Source organism: Curtobacterium sp. L3-7, from assembly GCF_048756585.1.
Taxonomy (GTDB): domain Bacteria; phylum Actinomycetota; class Actinomycetes; order Actinomycetales; family Microbacteriaceae; genus Curtobacterium.
The window spans coordinates 760,944-776,605 of record NZ_CP151474.1 but is presented as its reverse complement, the minus strand read 5'-3'; the positions used below and the strand labels follow the sequence as shown (position 1 = coordinate 776,605).

At 69.9% G+C, this 15,662-nt stretch carries 16 protein-coding genes; 1 reads left to right on the top strand and 15 read right to left on the bottom strand.

Going from position 1 to position 15,662, the window contains the following annotated elements:
- Positions 1 to 18: 18 nt before the first annotated feature.
- Entirely contained in the window at positions 19 to 2,541 is a 2,523-nt protein-coding gene (locus tag AAEP80_RS03975) for an ATP-dependent Clp protease ATP-binding subunit (protein WP_402727704.1), read from the bottom strand.
- A 165-nt stretch (positions 2,542 to 2,706) separates the two neighbouring features.
- The gene (locus AAEP80_RS03970; RefSeq protein ID WP_420366031.1) at positions 2,707 to 3,186 is read right to left on the bottom strand and encodes a Clp protease N-terminal domain-containing protein; all 480 of its coding nucleotides are present in this window, start codon (positions 3,184 to 3,186) and stop codon (positions 2,707 to 2,709) included.
- 71 nt (positions 3,187 to 3,257) lie between these two features.
- Here AAEP80_RS03970 and AAEP80_RS03965 point away from each other — a divergent pair, with 71 nt between their 5' ends.
- On the top strand, positions 3,258 to 4,190 hold the full coding sequence (locus AAEP80_RS03965) for an NAD(+)/NADH kinase (RefSeq protein WP_281266464.1): 933 nt from the start codon (positions 3,258 to 3,260) through the stop codon (positions 4,188 to 4,190).
- A 142-nt stretch (positions 4,191 to 4,332) separates the two neighbouring features.
- On the opposite strand, the gene AAEP80_RS03960 is transcribed toward AAEP80_RS03965, so the two are convergent.
- The 13 genes from AAEP80_RS03960 to ftsH form a co-directional block, all read right to left on the bottom strand.
- Entirely contained in the window at positions 4,333 to 5,394 is a 1,062-nt protein-coding gene (locus AAEP80_RS03960) for a sigma-70 family RNA polymerase sigma factor (RefSeq protein ID WP_420366030.1), read from the bottom strand.
- Between the two features lie 340 nt (positions 5,395 to 5,734).
- Positions 5,735 to 5,866, bottom strand: a complete 132-nt coding sequence (locus AAEP80_RS03955; RefSeq protein ID WP_281266462.1) for a hypothetical protein — start codon at positions 5,864 to 5,866, stop codon at positions 5,735 to 5,737.
- A 79-nt stretch (positions 5,867 to 5,945) separates the two neighbouring features.
- Positions 5,946 to 6,149, bottom strand: coding sequence for a hypothetical protein (locus tag AAEP80_RS03950; RefSeq protein ID WP_281266461.1), 204 nt, complete (start codon positions 6,147 to 6,149; stop codon positions 5,946 to 5,948).
- A gap of 40 nt (positions 6,150 to 6,189) precedes the next feature.
- On the bottom strand, positions 6,190 to 7,740 hold the full coding sequence (lysS, locus tag AAEP80_RS03945) for a lysine--tRNA ligase (protein WP_420366029.1): 1,551 nt from the start codon (positions 7,738 to 7,740) through the stop codon (positions 6,190 to 6,192).
- A 40-nt stretch (positions 7,741 to 7,780) separates the two neighbouring features.
- Positions 7,781 to 8,245 (bottom strand): hypothetical protein, encoded by a 465-nt coding sequence (locus tag AAEP80_RS03940; RefSeq protein WP_420366028.1) that lies wholly within the window; start codon positions 8,243 to 8,245, stop codon positions 7,781 to 7,783.
- 2 nt (positions 8,246 to 8,247) lie between these two features.
- Positions 8,248 to 8,940: a Rossmann-like and DUF2520 domain-containing protein gene (locus tag AAEP80_RS03935; RefSeq protein WP_420366027.1), complete on the bottom strand. Its 693-nt coding sequence runs from the start codon at positions 8,938 to 8,940 to the stop codon at positions 8,248 to 8,250.
- Positions 8,937 to 10,691, bottom strand: a complete 1,755-nt coding sequence (locus AAEP80_RS03930; RefSeq protein WP_420366026.1) for a PH domain-containing protein — start codon at positions 10,689 to 10,691, stop codon at positions 8,937 to 8,939. The genes AAEP80_RS03935 and AAEP80_RS03930 overlap by 4 nt, the downstream gene beginning before the upstream one ends.
- A gap of 8 nt (positions 10,692 to 10,699) precedes the next feature.
- Positions 10,700 to 11,221 carry a PH domain-containing protein gene (locus AAEP80_RS03925; protein WP_281266456.1) on the bottom strand — a complete coding sequence of 174 codons (522 nt, stop codon included), beginning with the start codon at positions 11,219 to 11,221 and terminating at the stop codon, positions 10,700 to 10,702.
- Between the two features lie 19 nt (positions 11,222 to 11,240).
- Positions 11,241 to 11,717 (bottom strand): DUF3180 domain-containing protein, encoded by a 477-nt coding sequence (locus AAEP80_RS03920; RefSeq protein ID WP_413600332.1) that lies wholly within the window; start codon positions 11,715 to 11,717, stop codon positions 11,241 to 11,243.
- On the bottom strand, positions 11,714 to 12,322 hold the full coding sequence (gene folK / locus AAEP80_RS03915) for a 2-amino-4-hydroxy-6-hydroxymethyldihydropteridine diphosphokinase (RefSeq protein ID WP_420366025.1): 609 nt from the start codon (positions 12,320 to 12,322) through the stop codon (positions 11,714 to 11,716). The genes AAEP80_RS03920 and folK overlap by 4 nt, the downstream gene beginning before the upstream one ends.
- Positions 12,319 to 12,726 (bottom strand): dihydroneopterin aldolase, encoded by a 408-nt coding sequence (folB, locus tag AAEP80_RS03910; RefSeq protein ID WP_420366024.1) that lies wholly within the window; start codon positions 12,724 to 12,726, stop codon positions 12,319 to 12,321. The genes folK and folB overlap by 4 nt, the downstream gene beginning before the upstream one ends.
- Complete coding sequence (gene folP / locus AAEP80_RS03905) at positions 12,723 to 13,646, bottom strand: dihydropteroate synthase (protein WP_281266452.1); 924 nt, start codon at positions 13,644 to 13,646, stop codon at positions 12,723 to 12,725. Before folP ends, folB begins: the two co-directional genes overlap by 4 nt.
- A 5-nt stretch (positions 13,647 to 13,651) precedes the next feature.
- A complete protein-coding gene (gene ftsH, locus AAEP80_RS03900; RefSeq protein ID WP_420366023.1) occupies positions 13,652 to 15,637 on the bottom strand; it encodes an ATP-dependent zinc metalloprotease FtsH in 1,986 nt (661 codons plus the stop codon).
- Between the last annotated feature and the right edge of the window lie 25 nt (positions 15,638 to 15,662).

The window sequence follows — 15,662 nt, the reverse complement described above, 5'->3', positions numbered from 1 at the left end:
TCTGTCTGTGGCTGGGTTCTAGGACTCGATCTCGCCCTGCGGAGCGGCTTCCGTTCCGGACTCCACTGCGGCTGCGCCGGCGAGGACCTCTTCGCGGCCCGGCTGACGCCCGGTCTCGAACTCGAACTTGCCGTCGATGAAGTCGACCTTGACGTGGTCGCCAGCGGTGAGCTCACCCTGCAGGATGTGCTCGGACAGCTGGTCCTCGACCTCGTGCTGCATCGCGCGGCGGAGCGGGCGGGCACCGAGGGCGGGGTCGAACCCGACCTTGATGAGCTGCTCCTTGGCCGGCAGCGTGAGCTCGACGGTCATGTCGCGGTCGAGCATGCGGTCGGACAGACGCTTCACGAACAGGTCCACGATCTGCAGCAGCTCGGACTGCGAGAGCTGCGGGAACACGATCGTGTCGTCGACGCGGTTGAGGAACTCGGGCTTGAAGTGCTTCTTGAGCTCCTCGTTCACCTTCGAGCGCATGCGGTCGTAGCCGACGCCCGAGTCACCCTCGACCTGGAAGCCCACCGGGCCACCGGCGATGCCCTGCGAACCGAGGTTCGTGGTCATGATGATGACGGTGTTCTTGAAGTCGACCACGCGGCCCTGACCATCGGTCAGTCGACCCTCCTCGAGGACCTGCAGCAGCGAGTTGAAGATGTCCGGGTGGGCCTTCTCGATCTCGTCGAAGAGGACCACGGAGAACGGCTTGCGGCGCACCTTCTCGGTGAGCTGGCCGCCCTCTTCGAACCCGACGAACCCGGGAGGGGCACCGAACAGGCGCGAGACGGTGTGCTTCTCGCCGAACTCCGACATGTCGAGGGAGATCAGTGCGCCCTCGTCGTCGAACAGGAACTCCGCGAGCGCCTTGGCGAGCTCGGTCTTCCCGACACCGGTGGGGCCGGCGAAGATGAACGAGCCGGAGGGGCGGTTCGGGTCCTTGAGGCCGGCGCGGGTGCGGCGGATCGTCTTGGACAGGGCCGAGATGGCCTCTTCCTGACCGATGACGCGCTGGTGCAGGGCCTTCTCCATGAAGACGAGGCGCGAGGTCTCCTCTTCGGTGAGCTTGAACACCGGGATACCGGTGGCCTGCGCCAGCACCTCGGCGATGATGCCCTCGTCGACGGTGCCGGACGCCGCGACGTCACCGGCACGCCACTGCTTCTCGAGGCGGAGCCGCTCGCCGAGGAGCTTCTTCTCCTCGTCACGCAGGCTCGCTGCCTTCTCGAAGTCCTGCTCCTCGATGGCGGCTTCCTTCGACCCGCGGACCGTCGAGATCTTCTCGTCGAACTCTCGGAGCTCCGGCGGCGCCGACAGGATCGACAGACGCAGGCGAGCGCCGGCCTCGTCGATCAGGTCGATGGCCTTGTCGGGCAGGAAGCGGTCCTGCACGTAACGGTCCGCGAGGTTCGCCGCGGCGACGATGGCGCCGTCGGTGATGGACACCTTGTGGAACGCCTCGTACTTGTCGCGGAGGCCCTTGAGGATGTTGATCGCGTGCGGGAGCGACGGCTCGTTGACCTGCACCGGCTGGAAGCGACGCTCGAGTGCTGCGTCCTTCTCGAAGTGCTTGCGGTACTCGTCGAGCGTGGTGGCACCGATGGTCTGGAGCTCACCGCGGGCGAGGAGCGGCTTGAGGATCGACGCGGCGTCGATCGCGCCCTCGGCTGCACCGGCACCGACGAGGGTGTGGATCTCGTCGATGAAGACGATGATGTCGCCGCGGGTGCGGATCTCCTTCGTGACCTTCTTGAGGCGCTCCTCGAAGTCACCGCGGTAGCGGGACCCGGCGATGAGCGAGCCGAGGTCGAGCGAGTAGAGCTGCTTGTCCTTGAGCGTCTCGGGCACGTCGCCCTTGACGATCGCCTGGGCGAGGCCCTCGACGACGGCGGTCTTGCCGACGCCGGGCTCACCGATCAGGACGGGGTTGTTCTTGGAGCGGCGGGAGAGGATCTGCATGACCCGCTCCATCTCCTTCTCGCGCCCGATGACCGGGTCGAGCTTGCCGTCGCGCGCGGCCTGGGTGAGGTTCCGACCGAACTGGTCGAGGACCTGCGAACCTTGCTGGGCGTTCTGCTGCTGCTCGCCGCCGACGGCGACCGCTTCCTTGCCCTGGTAGCCGGACAGGAGCTGGATGACCTGCTGGCGGACGCGGTTGAGGTCGGCCCCGAGCTTGACGAGCACCTGGGCTGCGACACCCTCGCCCTCGCGGATGAGACCGAGGAGGATGTGCTCGGTGCCGATGTAGTTGTGGCCGAGCTGCAGCGCCTCGCGCAGGGACAGCTCGAGCACCTTCTTGGCGCGCGGCGTGAACGGGATGTGCCCGGTCGGCTGCTGCTGGCCCTGCCCGATGATGTCCTGGACCTGCTCGCGGACGGCATCGAGCGAGATGCCGAGCGACTCCAGCGCCTTGGCGGCGACGCCCTCGCCCTCGTGAATGAGGCCGAGGAGGATGTGCTCGGTGCCGATGTAGTTGTGGTTGAGCATCTTCGCTTCTTCTTGAGCGAGGACGACAACACGACGGGCTCGGTCGGTGAATCTCTCGAACATGTGCTCTCCCTTGGCCCCTGATGACGGAGCCGACAGCTGCACCGGTCTCGTGTGAGTCCGGTCAAGTACTTCGAGAGTAACGAGCACATCGGGGCTGGTCTGCCCCTGTTCGCCGTGGGCGTGACCTTGCTGTCCTGGGTGCGCCCAGCGGCTGGGCCGGCGTCGTCAGCTGCGGCGGGCAGCGCGGCGGAGGGCACGCCGGAAGCGACGGGGGTCGACGCCGACCTGGTCGAGGACGTCGTGTGCAGCACCCATGAACGGGTCGTCGATGCCGTCGAGCACGGCGAGCAGCACGTGATGAGGACGGACGCGCTCGTGCGGGCCGGCGATCTGCGACGCATGCGCCAGGAGCCGCGCTCCGGCGGGGGTGCACGTGATGCGGTCGGTCTCGGACGGGTACGGCTCGGTCCCGGCACCGACGAACACGCGGATGGCGTCGCGGAGGACATCGGCCGTGACGCCGTGACGCCGCAGGACGTCGCTGAACCGCGGCATGCCCGAGCAGAGCACGACCGAGGCGACGAGCAGGTGCTCGGCGTCGACGAAGCCGAAGCCGGACTGGCGGGACTCGTGCTCGGCGAGCAGGACGATCTCGCGACCGTGACGGAGGTCGGCGACGGCGACGGAGAGCGCGGCGGACTGCATGTATGCAGAATATCTCATTGGGGTTGTCTTGAGAAGACCTCGAACCAGGTCCGCCCGGTACGATCCGGCACATGGAGCAGCCCGTCGTCGGCCTCGTCGTCCACCCGACCAAGAACGTGCAGGAGTCCGTCACGACCCTGCAGCGCTGGAACTCCTCCGGCGCCGGCCGCCTCGTCGCGCGGCGCATCGACGCAGCCCGCATCGGCGGCACGATCGACGTGGTGGAGGACGACGACTTCACCGCCACGGTCGACCTCGTGGTCGCACTCGGCGGGGACGGCACGATGCTCGGCGCCATGCGGCTCGTCGCGAAGCGCCCGGTGCCGGTGCTCGGCGTGAACTACGGCAACGTCGGGTTCCTCGTGGAGATCGAGCCGCCGGAGCTCGAAGCGGCGCTCGAACGGCTGTCGAACGGCGACTACCAGCTGGAGCCGCACCACGCGCTCGAGGCCCGGCTGTCGTGGAGCGGCGCTCGGACCGAGTACCTGGCGTTCAACGACCTCACCATCGTGCGGCGTCCGGGAGCCGGGCAGGTGTCCGCGGACCTCAGTGTCGGCGGGCTCGGGTACGGGTACTACCGAGCGGACGCGATCGTGGCAGCGACGCCGGCCGGGTCCACCGCCTACAACTACGCGGCCGGCGGACCCGTCCTCTCCCCAGCGCTCTCCGGCTCCGTCGTGACCCCGGTCGCGCCCATGGCGGGCATCGACCGCGCGGTGGTCCTCGCCGCGCGGGAGCGCTACCGGTTCGAGATCGCGGAGGGCACCAGGAGCGCGGCGCTCGAGGTCGACGGGCTCGTCGTCGGGGAGGTCGCCACCGGGGCGCAGATCGACATGCGCCTCCGGAAGGACGCCGGGAGCGTCGTCCGGCTCGACGCCGAGCGACACGGGCGCACCGGGCGCCTGAAGCTCAGCCTGCTCGATCTGCCCGTCCGCCCCGACCAGCTCGTCGAGCTGATCCCGAGCGACCTCCGGCAGAAGCTGCGTCGCGAGGCCGAGGACTGAGCACACCCGCTGACATGAGTGTGGCCCGTCCGAGCAGTGCTCGAACGGGCCGTCCCATCACCCCACCGGATCGCTTTCCCACAGAACGACCCGGTTTCCCCGAGCCGACGCCGTTGCGGGCGTCGGCCGAAGTGCTGCTGACCTACTCGGTCAGGTAGAGCTGCATGTCCTGCGAGACCGCCTTGGCGAACAGGCGCAGCTTGGCCCGCGACTCCACGCGGCTGACCGCCTGGCGCGTCGTGTGCACGATCTTCGAGATCTCGTCGAGCGTCATCGGCTTGTCGTCGTCCAGGCCGTAGCGCATGCGGATCACGTTCGCCTCGTCGCTCGGGAGCTCCGCGACGATCGAGCGGATGTCGCGGTGCAGGAGCGTCGTCTCGGTGAGCTCGTTCGGGGACGCGGCGTCCTCGTCCTCGATGAAGTCGCCGAGTTCGCTGTCGTCGGAGTCGCCGACGACGGTGTGGATCGAGACCGGCTCGTGCGAGCGACCCTTGAGGTCCACGAGTTCCTCGACGGACATGCTGAGCTCGGCTGCGACCTCTTCCGGCGTCGGCGCGCGGCCGAGGTCGACGGTGAGGTCACGCTCGGTGCGCGAGATCTTGTTGATCAGCTCGACGGTGTGCACCGGGATGCGGATCGTGCGGGCCTTGTCGGCGAGGCCACGCGAGATGGCCTGACGGATCCACCAGGTGGCGTACGTCGAGAACTTGTAGCCCTGCGTGAAGTCGAACTTCTCGACGGCGCGGACGAGGCCGAGGTTGCCTTCCTGGATCACGTCCATGAAGGGCAGGCCACGCTGCGAGTAGCGCTTCGCGATGCTCACGACGAGGCGGAGGTTCGAGGTGATCATGCGCTCCTTGGCGCGCTCACCGTCGCGGACCAGCCACTTGAGCTCACGCTGCAGGGACTTCGCGAGGCCCTGCTCCGTGGCGAGCTTCTCGCCGGCGAACAGACCGACCTCGATCCGGCGGGCGATCTGTGCTTCTTCCTCGGCCGTGAGGAGCGCGAGACGCCCGATGTGGCGGAGGTAGTCGCCGACCTGGTCGACCGATGCGCCGCGGACGCCAGCGAGCTGCTCGTCCGCCTCGACCTCTGCCGCGGCGGCGTCGAGCGTGGTGCTCTCGACCTTGGCCGACTCGGTCTTCGCGGTTGCCTTCTTCGTCCGGCGCGAGGTGGTGCTCGGTGCTGCCGTTGCGATCGTCATCTGACTCTCCCTGCATTCGACGGTGATGGCCTTCGTGGGGTGATCACGAGTAAAGCGGGCGGGAGGTGTACCCCACAAACCAAACGGAATGATTCCCAGGGTTCTCCGTGCTTCACCATCGGAACCGCACCCCACGGGGTACAGCGCACGACCAGTCTCGTCCCCCGACTGCCCGGATGGCAAGGGGTCGACCCCGTGGTTCCGGCGTTGCAGGGGTGTTTCTGGCGCATTGCAGAGGATGCACCTCGCCAGCGGAACTCTGCCGGGCATGCGAAAGGGGTACGTCGTCACGGATCGATGCGATCCGGACTCCGTACCCCGAAAAACGAACGGATGGGGGTCACCAGGAGGGTTCGAGCCAGCCCTCTCGGCGCTTGGAGACCTCGATGTCGGCGTCGCGGTCGTACTCGTCGTACTCGCTCTCGATGTCGCCGACCAGGCTACGAGTGCGGAACAGCTGCGTGATGGACATGCGGACGATGCTCACACCGTGCGGCAACGCCCACGTGAACGAACGGTGACGCCGGGCGTCGAAGGGGTGAACGCTGCTGCTACTCCGCGGATGCCGGCGCGGACGCGGGGACGCCGTGCTCGCGCTCGAAGCGGGCGCGCTCTTCGGCCTCGACCTTGGCGTAGGCGGCGCGCTCGGTGCGGTCGGCCCGCATGATGGCGCGCATGACGAACCAGAACACGAGGCCGACGACGACGGTCGGCGTCAGGGCGAAGATGATCCCGGTCACGACTCCATGCGGCACCCGAGCATCCTAACCCGCCCGCTCGTGAGCAACCGACGGGCTACTTGACCAGCGGGAAGAGGATCGTCTCGCGGATGCCGAGGCCTGTGATCGCCATGAGCAGGCGGTCGACGCCCATGCCCATGCCGCCCGACGGGGGCATCGCGTGCTCGAGCGCACGCAGGAACTCCTCGTCGACGCGCATCGCCTCGGGGTCGCCGCCCGCCGCGAGCTTCGCCTGCTCGACGAAGCGCTCGCGCTGCACGACCGGGTCGACCAGCTCCGAGTACGCCGTTGCGAGCTCGAACCCGCGCACGTACAGGTCCCACTTCTCGACGATGCCGGGGCGGGTGCGGTGCTCACGCGTCAGCGGTGAGGTGTCCACCGGGAAGTTCATGACGAACGTCGGGCGGTCGAGCGAGTCGATCACGAAGTGCTCCCAGAGCTCCTCGACGTACTTGCCGTGGGTGGCGTGTGCGACCTCGACGCCCTCGGCCGCGGCGAGCGCCTGCAGCTCTCCGAGCGGGGTCGACGGCGTGATCTCACGCCCGGCTGCCGACGAGAGCGAGCCGTACATGTCGATGCGCGGCCACTCGCCGCCGAGGTCGTACGTCGTCCCGTCGGGCAGCGTGACCTCGAGGGAGCCGCCGGTGACGGCGCGCGTCGCGTTCTGCACGAGCTCCTGCGTGAGGTCGGCCATCTGCTCGTAGTTGCCGTACGCCTGGTAGGCCTCGACCATCGCGAACTCGGGCGAGTGCGACGAGTCGGCGCCCTCGTTCCGGAAGTTCCGGTTGATCTCGAAGACCCGGTCGATGCCGCCGACGACGGCGCGCTTCAGGAAGAGCTCCGGTGCGATGCGCAGGAACAGCTCGGTGTCGAACGCGTTCGAGTGCGTGACGAAGGGACGGGCCGAGGCGCCACCGTGCTGGGTCTGCAGCATCGGCGTCTCGACCTCGAGGTACTCGTGGCCGGTGAAGGTCTGGCGGAGCGACGCCATCACGGCGGCACGGGCACGGACGGTCTCGCGGGCCTGGTCACGGACGATGAGGTCGAGGTACCGCTGGCGGACCCGGGTCTCCTCGTTCAGCTCGTTGTGCAGGTTCGGGAGCGGCAGGATCGCCTTGGCCGCGATCGCCCACTCGTCGACCATGATCGACAGTTCGCCACGACGGGACGAGATCACCCGACCGTGCACGAACACGTGGTCGCCCAGGTCCACGAACTCCTTCCAGCGCGCCAGCGACTCGTCGCCCACCTCGGCGAGCGACACCATCGCCTGGATGCGGGCGCCGTCGCCGGACTGCAGCGTCGCGAAGCAGAGCTTGCCGGTGTTGCGGGAGAACACGATGCGACCGGCGACACCGACGACGTCATCCGTCTCGACCCCGGTCTCCAGCTCGCCGTACTGCGCACGCACCGCGGGGATCGTCGTCGTGATCGGGAGCTCGGCTGGGTACGCCTCGATCCCGGACTCCAGCAGACGTGCCCGCTTGTCCAGCCGGACCTGTCGCTGCTCGCTCGTCTCCTGCTCGGCGAGCGCGACAGCGTCGGCGAGCGCGTCGGCGTCGGCGGGTGCAGCGGCGGTCTCGGGGGTGACGGTCTCGTCGGTCATACGGGTGCGGCTCCGGAGGTCGTGGGGGTGCAGGGGAATGCTACCCGCGGGGCGCGGCATCCCCGGAATCGACGGACCCGTGGCCCGCCCCGGGCGCGAACGCACCGACGGGCGGCCGCCCCTGCGCGCGCAACACGAGCATCGTCACCGACGACCCGACGTACGCAGCGGCCACGAGCAGCATCACCGCGGTGCCGAGGACGTCGAACGCCGCCCGTGCGAACAGCGCGTCCGCGACGAAGTACGCGGCCAGCAGGAACCCGGCGAACGGCCGACCGGTCATGCGCCACCACGCACGAGGCGGTTCGACGGGCTCGCCCTCGTTCCGGAACAACCGGACGCCGACGACGACCAGCGCCACGAGTCCGAGAGCCGACAGGAACGGCACGGCACCGTCCGGCAGCCCGATCGCCCAGAGCAGGAGCGCGAGCATCACCTCGACGATCACGGCGCCGACGACGTACCCGACCTTGGCCTGGGCGGTGGTGATGCGGATGGTCCCCATGGTCACAGTCTGGACTGCCCGTTGGCCGCGGCGAGCGCGTTGTCGACGGCGGACCGGACGAGCGCTCCGAGCACGCGCCCGGGGTGGTCGACGCCGATGCCGGACAGCGTGCCGGCCGACTGGTCCACGATCGCGGTCGAGAAGCTCACGGCGGCGCGCACGGCATCGGCGTACGCGGGCCGGTCCTGTTCGGTCACGACGAACGGCTCGGCCCCCATCTCGACGACGAGCGCCTGGGCGATGGGGAGCACCGGCGCGGGCGCCGTGACGGCACAGTACGCGTCGCGGAGTCGCGCGAGGTCCACGCTCGTACCGGTGAACGCCATGGCCGGGTGGATCGCGAGCGGGATCGCCCCGGCGGCGAGGGCTGGACCGAGGACCCCGACGCCGTGGTCGGGGCTGGTGTGCACGACGAGCTGCCCCGCCTGCCAGATACCCGCGTCGGCGAGGCCCTGCACGAGTCCGGCGAGCTGGTCGTCCGGCACCGCGAGGATCACGAGTTCGCTGCGCTCGACGAGGTCGGGCGTCTCGAGCAGCGGCACACCTGGGAGCAGTGCCTCCGCGCGGTCCACGCTCTCCGCGGACACCGCGGTGATGCCGACGATCGCGTGCTCCGCGTTCGCCAGGGCGGCGCCGAGCACCGGCCCGACACGGCCGGCGCCGACGACGCCGACTCCCAGCCGTCCCGCCCTCATCGTGCGGCTCCTGCTGGTGGGACCTCGCCCCAGCCGACGGGAGGCTCGTGGGGCCATGGTGCCGCCGCCTGCGGTTCCGCAGGGGGCGGGGCGGGCGCGTGGCGAGCCTCCAGACCGGATGGGCCGGACGTGCCGGACGCGCTGGATCGCCAGCGGTGCGACGTGTCGGTGACCGCCGCCTCGACGGCCAGCCGCGCGGTCTCGGCCCACAGGCCCTGCGCGTCCTCCGCGTCGATCGCACCGACCGTCGCGTTCACCGGACCGGACACGGTCTGCACGTGCACCGTCGCGAGCCGCAGTGCCCGCTCGAGCGGCCCCTGTGACACCTTCACGCTCTGCACCCGCGGCAGCGGGACGACGACGAGCGACCGCCACACCGCACCGAGCCGGAGCAGCACGGCCCCCTGCACGAACCGGTACCCGTTGCGGCGGGCCGAGAACGGTCGGAGCCACCGGCCGCGGCGCGGCGAGTGCGTGAACCCGCCCTGGTCGCCGGTCGTGGTGAGGCTGTCGTCGACGACGCTGACGGCTTCGGCTGACCCCTCGCGGAGCCGGTCCATCGAGGCGGCGGGACCGACGACCGCGGAGCCGACGAGTGTCGGCAGGATGATCTCGAGCACCTGCCGGACGTCGGCCGCGTCGCCGACGGGCAGCACGATCGAGGACACCTGCTGGTTGTTCGAGGCACCGTTGCCGGCGTTCGTCGCCCGGTTGATGCGGACGTCCCACCAGCCGAACGGCCGCCAGAGGAGCGGTTGCGCGACGCTCACGGCGTGGATGCGACCCGGGGGCAGGGTCTCGTTCGTCGTGGACACCAGGCCGAAGCCGATCCGGATGCCGTCCCGGGTGTCGGCGATCGTGTACTGCAGCGACCGCGAGAACTTCCGGATGTAGTACCCACCGGCACCGATCACCGCGGGGAACAGCGACACGAGCAGGAAGTACCGGCCGGTGACGGTGATGCTGACGATGATCGCGACGACGACGAGCACGAGGAACACCGTCGTGCCCGAGAGCACCATCGACGCGATGAGCCGCCCCGGCTTGACCTTGACGATGCGCGTGGCATGCACGGCGGACGGGTCGAGCTCGGGCGACAGGAACTCGTTCACGCGGTCCTGCACCACGCCGTTGCTGTGGCGCTCGCCCGACTCCGCTTCCTCTTCCTGCGCACCGGAGGCGAGCACGAGGATGCGCTGCCGGAGATCGTCCGCTGCCGTCGCCCCGAGGTACGCGAGCTGCACGTTGGCGTCGTTGCCGGCCTGCGCGATCTCGAGCTTCGCGGTCCCGAAGATCCGCGGGACGAGCGGCCGGGTGATGTTGATGCCCTGGATCCGGTCGAGCCTGGCCTTGCGGTGGTTCCGGAAGAGGACACCGGAGCGCACCTCGACGATCTCGCCGGTGACGCGGAACTCGTGCATCCGCCAGGACAGGTAGAACAGGCCGATCAGCACGACCAGGAAGCCCGCGATGCCGAGGAGCACCCAGCCGACGGCGCCGTGTTCGTAGACGTAGCGGACGGGGTCGCCCTCTTCCTGGGGCCCGTCGGCACCCGGGATGAACATGTTCACGAGGGTGTCGCGGAGGTTGTTCACCACGATGCCGAGCACCACGATGAGGAAGATCCCACCGCGCAGCAGCGGGGTCAGCGGGTGCAGGCGGTGCCACTCGCCGTCGGTCAGCGGAGCGGCCGCTGCGGCGTTCCCGCTGCGTGGCGGTGCCGGCGGGGGCGGACCTGGTCGGAACGTCACGGGTCCCCCTACAGCCCGGCGCGACGAGTCTCGGCGAGCTCCACGAGCCGGTCGCGGAGCTCGTCAGCGTCCTCGGCGGGGATCCCCGGCACGCGCACGTTGGTCGACGCTGCGGCCGTCACGAACTTCAGCTCGCTCATGCCGAGCGCGCGATCGAGTGGGCCGCGGGCGACGTCGACGAGCTGCAGCCGGCCGTACGGCACCGCCGTGAAGCGCTGCCACATCAGCCCGCGACGCAGGACGAAGTCATCCTCGCGCAGGGCGTAGCCGATCGCACGGACCCGACGAGGGGTCAGCGCCGCGGTGACCAGGGTAACGACCGCGACCACGATGCCGATCAGGATCCAGACGACGCCGGCGGTGCGTTCGAACCCGCCGCTGACGACGCCGATGATCACGCACCCGGCGGTCACGACGACGCCGGCCAGCACCGTCTGCACGAGTTCCGTCCAGAGGAGCTTCGGCGACACCCTGGTCCAGGTGATGCCGGTCAGCCCGAGTCCCGGCTCGTCGAGTCGTTCGCGCGGCATCTGGGCCCCTCCTGGTGTCTCAGTTCGCCGTGGTGCCGCCATGCTGGTCGTCACGATCGTCGTCCGGCGGGACGATGCACATGCGCTCGGCGACGAGCGCGCACACGGTGAGCACGATTCCGCCACCGACCGCCACGGCGTTCGGCAGGGTCGAGCCTAGCGAAGGTGTCACCGAACGGGTCAGGAGGTACGCGATGAGCCCGAGCGCGAACGCGCCGAGCAGGGCCCCGATGATGCTCGAGGCCTTGGCGAGCACCACCACCCTGGTCGCGTAGAGCGGGTCCACGCGGCGCTCCGCCCTGCCCTTCACGTGCCGCCGGACGGGGACGGCCATGATCACGAGGGCGATGCCGATGAACGCGAGCGTCAGCCCGAGGGGCGACAACAGGATGAGCGTGGGGGCCTGCCGGGACGCCAGTGCGGCGTCGAGGGCGAAGCCGGCGATCACCGCGACGACGGCGACGCTGATCAGGGTGGAGGCGCGGGTGGGCTTCACGGGGTCCTCTCGCTCGTGGTCGCTGGCGCGTTCGGCGCGTTCGGCGCAGTCGGCCGGGAGGCTCGGGTCGGCTCCGCGAACAGGCGCGGCTCGTCGACACGGTCGGTGTCGTCGCCGAGTGCGGCGAGCAGGTCGGCGACCGGCACGGCACCCGGCCCGATGCCGGGCAGCACGGCGTCCGGGTCCGCGTCGAGCCACGGCGCGAGCACGAACGCACGCTCGTGCGCTCGGGGGTGCGGCACCGTGAGGGTCTCGGTGTCGATGTGCTGGTGCACACCGGCGTCGTCCGTGATCGCGACGACGTCGAGGTCGAGGGTGCGATCACCCCAGCGGACCTCTCGGGTCCGGCCGTGGGTGTCCTCGACGACGTGCAGGGCGTCGAGGAGCTCATGGGACGTCAGCGTCGTGTCGACGACCACGACCGCGTTCCGGTACCGGGGCTTCGTCCGGTCGAGTCCGTCGAGCGTCAGGGCGACCGACTCGACCTCGTGGCTGGAGGACACCGGTGCGACACCGGGGATCGCCGCGATCTCGGCGGCGGCAGCGCGCAGCGTGCTCCCCCGGTCGCCGAGGTTCGCGCCGAGGGCGATGACGGCGCGGATCACGCGGCGCCCGTCCGTTCGTCTGCCGGCTCCGTGGCCGGCTCGGCGGCTCGCTCGCGGCGGATGGTGATCGAGACGTCGGTGAACGGCACCGTGATGGGCGCCTGCGGCTTGTGCACGGTGACCTCGGTCGCCAGGGCAGCCCGGTGCGTCAGCACGGCGGCGGCGATCCGCTCCGCCAGGGTCTCGATGAGGTCGACCGGGTCGCGCTCGATCTCGGCGACGACCTGCTCGGCCAGCACGCCGTAGTGCACGGTCCGGTCGAGGTCGTCGGAGCCGGCGGCAGCGCGGGCATCGACCTCCACCGCGACGTCGACGACGAAGTCCTGTCCGTCGGCGCGCTCGTGGTCGAAGACGCCGTGGTGGCCGCGGGCGCGGACCCCGACGAGGCGGATGGTGTCGTTCACGATCGAGCTGCCCTCCAGGCTTCCCAGACGTCGAGCACCGCGCGGGTCGGTGCGGGGTCGTGCACGCGGACGCCCCATGCCCCGCGTTCGGCGGAGAGGAGGCTGATGGCGGCTGTTGCGAGGTCGCGGTCCTTCGGCGGGGCGCCCGCCGGGCTGCCGACGCCGTCCAGGAAGCGCTTGCGTGACGCGGCGACGAGCACGGGGAGCCCGATCGACGCGAAGCGCTCGTACCCGGCCAGGATCTCCCAGTTCTGCACGCCCTGCTTCGCGAACCCGAGCCCCGGGTCGATGACGACCTGCTCCTGCCGGACTCCGAGCACGATGAGCTCGGCGACGCGCATCTCGACCTCGCGACGAACCTCGTCCACCGCGTGCTCGTACACGGCGTCGCGGTACATCCGGTCGCTGTGGCCACGCCAGTGCATCACCACGAAGCCCGTCCCCGTGGATGCGACGACGCGCGCCATGTCCGGGTCCGCCAGGCCGCCGGAGACGTCGTTGACGATGGCGGCACCGAGCTCCACCGAACGCTCGGCGGTGTCGGCGTTCATGGTGTCCACGCTCACCACGATCCCCTCGGCGACGAGCTGGCGGACGACGGGCAGCACGCGCTCCTGCTCGACGGCCAGTGGGACCCGGTCGGCGCCGGGGCGGGTGGACTCCCCGCCGACGTCGATGATGTCGGCCCCGGCTGCGACGAGCTCGCGCGCGTGCGCCAGGGCGGCGTCGATCCCGAGGTGCAGGCCGCCGTCGGAGAACGAGTCCGGCGTCACGTTGAGGATGCCCATGACCCGGGTGCGCTCGGGCGTCGGGGCACCGCGGTCACGGCGACGGCGCACGACGACCTCCGGCACCGGTTCCGGTGCTCGGAGGTCGATCGCAGCGAGTCGGCGCGAACGTCGCGTCGGCAGGTCGGACATCCGGCTTACGCGGGGGCGATACCCGGGTTGCCGAACGGACGGTGACGACGGGTCTTCGACGGCTCGTCGGTCGTCTCGGCCGCGGTGTTCGCCGCCTTGCCGGGGACCTCGATCGCGGGCAGGTCGCTGACCGGGCGCTTGTCGCTCGACAGCCACTGCGGGCGCTCCGGCAGCTTCCTGACGTCCTTGAAGATCTCGACGAGCTCCGGCGCGTCCAGCGTCTCCTTCTCGAGGAGCTCGCCGGCCAGACGGTCGAGGATGTCGCGGTTGTCGTTGAGCACCTGGTAGGCCTCGTCGTGCGCGGACTCGAGCAGGGCACGCGTCTCGGCGTCGACCATCTCGGCGATGTTCTCCGAGTAGTCGCGACCGGTGCCGCCGCTCATGTCACGGCCGACGAACGGCTCGCTCGACCCGGAGCCGAGCTTGACGGAACCGACGGCCTGGCTCATGCCGTACTCGGTGACCATCTTGCGTGCGGTACCGGTGGCCTTCTCGATGTCGTTCGACGCACCCGTGGTCGGGTCGTGGAACACGATCTCCTCGGCGACGCGACCACCCATGGCGTAGGTGAGCTGGTCGAGGAGCTCGTTGCGGGTGACGGAGTACTTGTCCTCGAGCGGGAGCACCATCGTGTAGCCGAGGGCGCGGCCGCGCGGCAGGATCGTGATCTTCGTGACCGGGTCCGTGTGGCGCATCGCCGCTGCCGCCAGGGCGTGGCCGCCCTCGTGGTACGCGGTGATGAGGCGTTCCTGGTCGGACATGATCCGGGTGCGGCGCTGCGGGCCGGCCATCACGCGGTCGACCGCCTCGTCGAGGGCACGGTTGTCGATGAGCTGCGCGTTCGAGCGGGCGGTGAGGAGTGCGGCCTCGTTGAGCACGTTCGCCAGGTCGGCACCGGTGAACCCGGGCGTCTTGCGGGCGAGGAGCTCGAGGTCGACGCTCGCGGCGAGCGGCTTGCCCTTCGCGTGCACCTCGAGGATCTGCTTGCGGCCCTGCAGGCTCGGCGCGTCGACGCCGATCTGGCGGTCGAAGCGGCCGGGGCGGAGGAGCGCGGGGTCGAGGACGTCCGGACGGTTGGTCGCGGCGATGAGGATGACGTTCGTCTTGCCGTCGAAGCCGTCCATCTCGACGAGGAGCTGGTTGAGCGTCTGCTCGCGCTCGTCGTTGCCACCGCCGATGCCGGCACCGCGGTGACGACCGACGGCGTCGATCTCGTCGATGAAGACGATGGCCGGCGAGTTCGCCTTGGCCTGCTCGAAGAGGTCACGGACACGGCTCGCACCGACACCGACGAACATCTCGACGAAGTCCGAACCGGAGATCGAGTAGAACGGCACACCCGCTTCGCCGGCGACGGCTCGTGCGAGCAGCGTCTTGCCGGTTCCGGGAGGGCCGTACAGCAGCACGCCCTTCGGGATCTTCGCGCCGACGGCCTGGAACTTCGCCGGCTCCTTGAGGAACTCCTTGATCTCGTGGAGTTCCTCGATCGCCTCGTCGGAGCCCGCGACGTCGGCGAACGACACCTGCGGGTTCTCCTTGTTGTTCATCTTCGCCCGGGACTTGCCGAACTGCATGACCTTCGAACCGCCGCCCTGGGCGCTCGAGAGCAGGAACCAGAACAGGGCTCCGATGAGCAGGAACGGCAGCAGCGTCAGGATGAGCGTGAAGAACCAGTTCGACTGCTGGACGGTGTCGTTGTAGCCCTTCGGCAGGTCGGCCTTGGCGACCGCCTCGACGACCTCGGTGCCGCGCGGCGTCGAGTAGTAGAACTGCTCGGTGGCGCCGCCGTCCTTGAGGACGAGGTCGACGCGCTGGTCGGTCGAGTTCACGACCGCTGAGGAGACCTTGCCGTCGGCGAGCTGTTCGAGGCCCTTCTGGGTGTCGATCTGCTGGGTGCCGGACTGGGAGATGAACGCCCAGCCGATCCAGATCCCCACGAGTGCGATGAGCACGTAGAGGTACGGCCCGCGGAGGATGCGCTTGAAGTCCATGTGATCCGGGCGCCAGGGCCCGAGC

What these genes read in the sequence shown, in the direction of transcription:
- AAEP80_RS03975 (WP_402727704.1), bottom strand. Translation starts at nt 2,541, where the DNA reads ATGTTCGAGAGATTCACCGACCGAGCCCGTCGTGTTGTCGTCCTCGCT.
- AAEP80_RS03970 (WP_420366031.1), bottom strand. Translation starts at nt 3,186, where the DNA reads ATGCAGTCCGCCGCGCTCTCCGTCGCCGTCGCCGACCTCCGTCACGGT.
- AAEP80_RS03965 (WP_281266464.1), top strand. Translation starts at nt 3,258, where the DNA reads ATGGAGCAGCCCGTCGTCGGCCTCGTCGTCCACCCGACCAAGAACGTG.
- AAEP80_RS03960 (WP_420366030.1), bottom strand. Translation starts at nt 5,394, where the DNA reads ATGACGATCGCAACGGCAGCACCGAGCACCACCTCGCGCCGGACGAAG.
- AAEP80_RS03955 (WP_281266462.1), bottom strand. Translation starts at nt 5,866, where the DNA reads ATGTCCATCACGCAGCTGTTCCGCACTCGTAGCCTGGTCGGCGACATC.
- lysS (WP_420366029.1), bottom strand. Translation starts at nt 7,740, where the DNA reads ATGACCGACGAGACCGTCACCCCCGAGACCGCCGCTGCACCCGCCGAC.
- AAEP80_RS03940 (WP_420366028.1), bottom strand. Translation starts at nt 8,245, where the DNA reads ATGGGGACCATCCGCATCACCACCGCCCAGGCCAAGGTCGGGTACGTC.
- AAEP80_RS03935 (WP_420366027.1), bottom strand. Translation starts at nt 8,940, where the DNA reads ATGAGGGCGGGACGGCTGGGAGTCGGCGTCGTCGGCGCCGGCCGTGTC.
- AAEP80_RS03925 (WP_281266456.1), bottom strand. Translation starts at nt 11,221, where the DNA reads ATGCCGCGCGAACGACTCGACGAGCCGGGACTCGGGCTGACCGGCATC.
- folP (WP_281266452.1), bottom strand. Translation starts at nt 13,646, where the DNA reads ATGTCCGACCTGCCGACGCGACGTTCGCGCCGACTCGCTGCGATCGAC.
- ftsH (WP_420366023.1), bottom strand. Translation starts at nt 15,637, where the DNA reads ATGGACTTCAAGCGCATCCTCCGCGGGCCGTACCTCTACGTGCTCATC.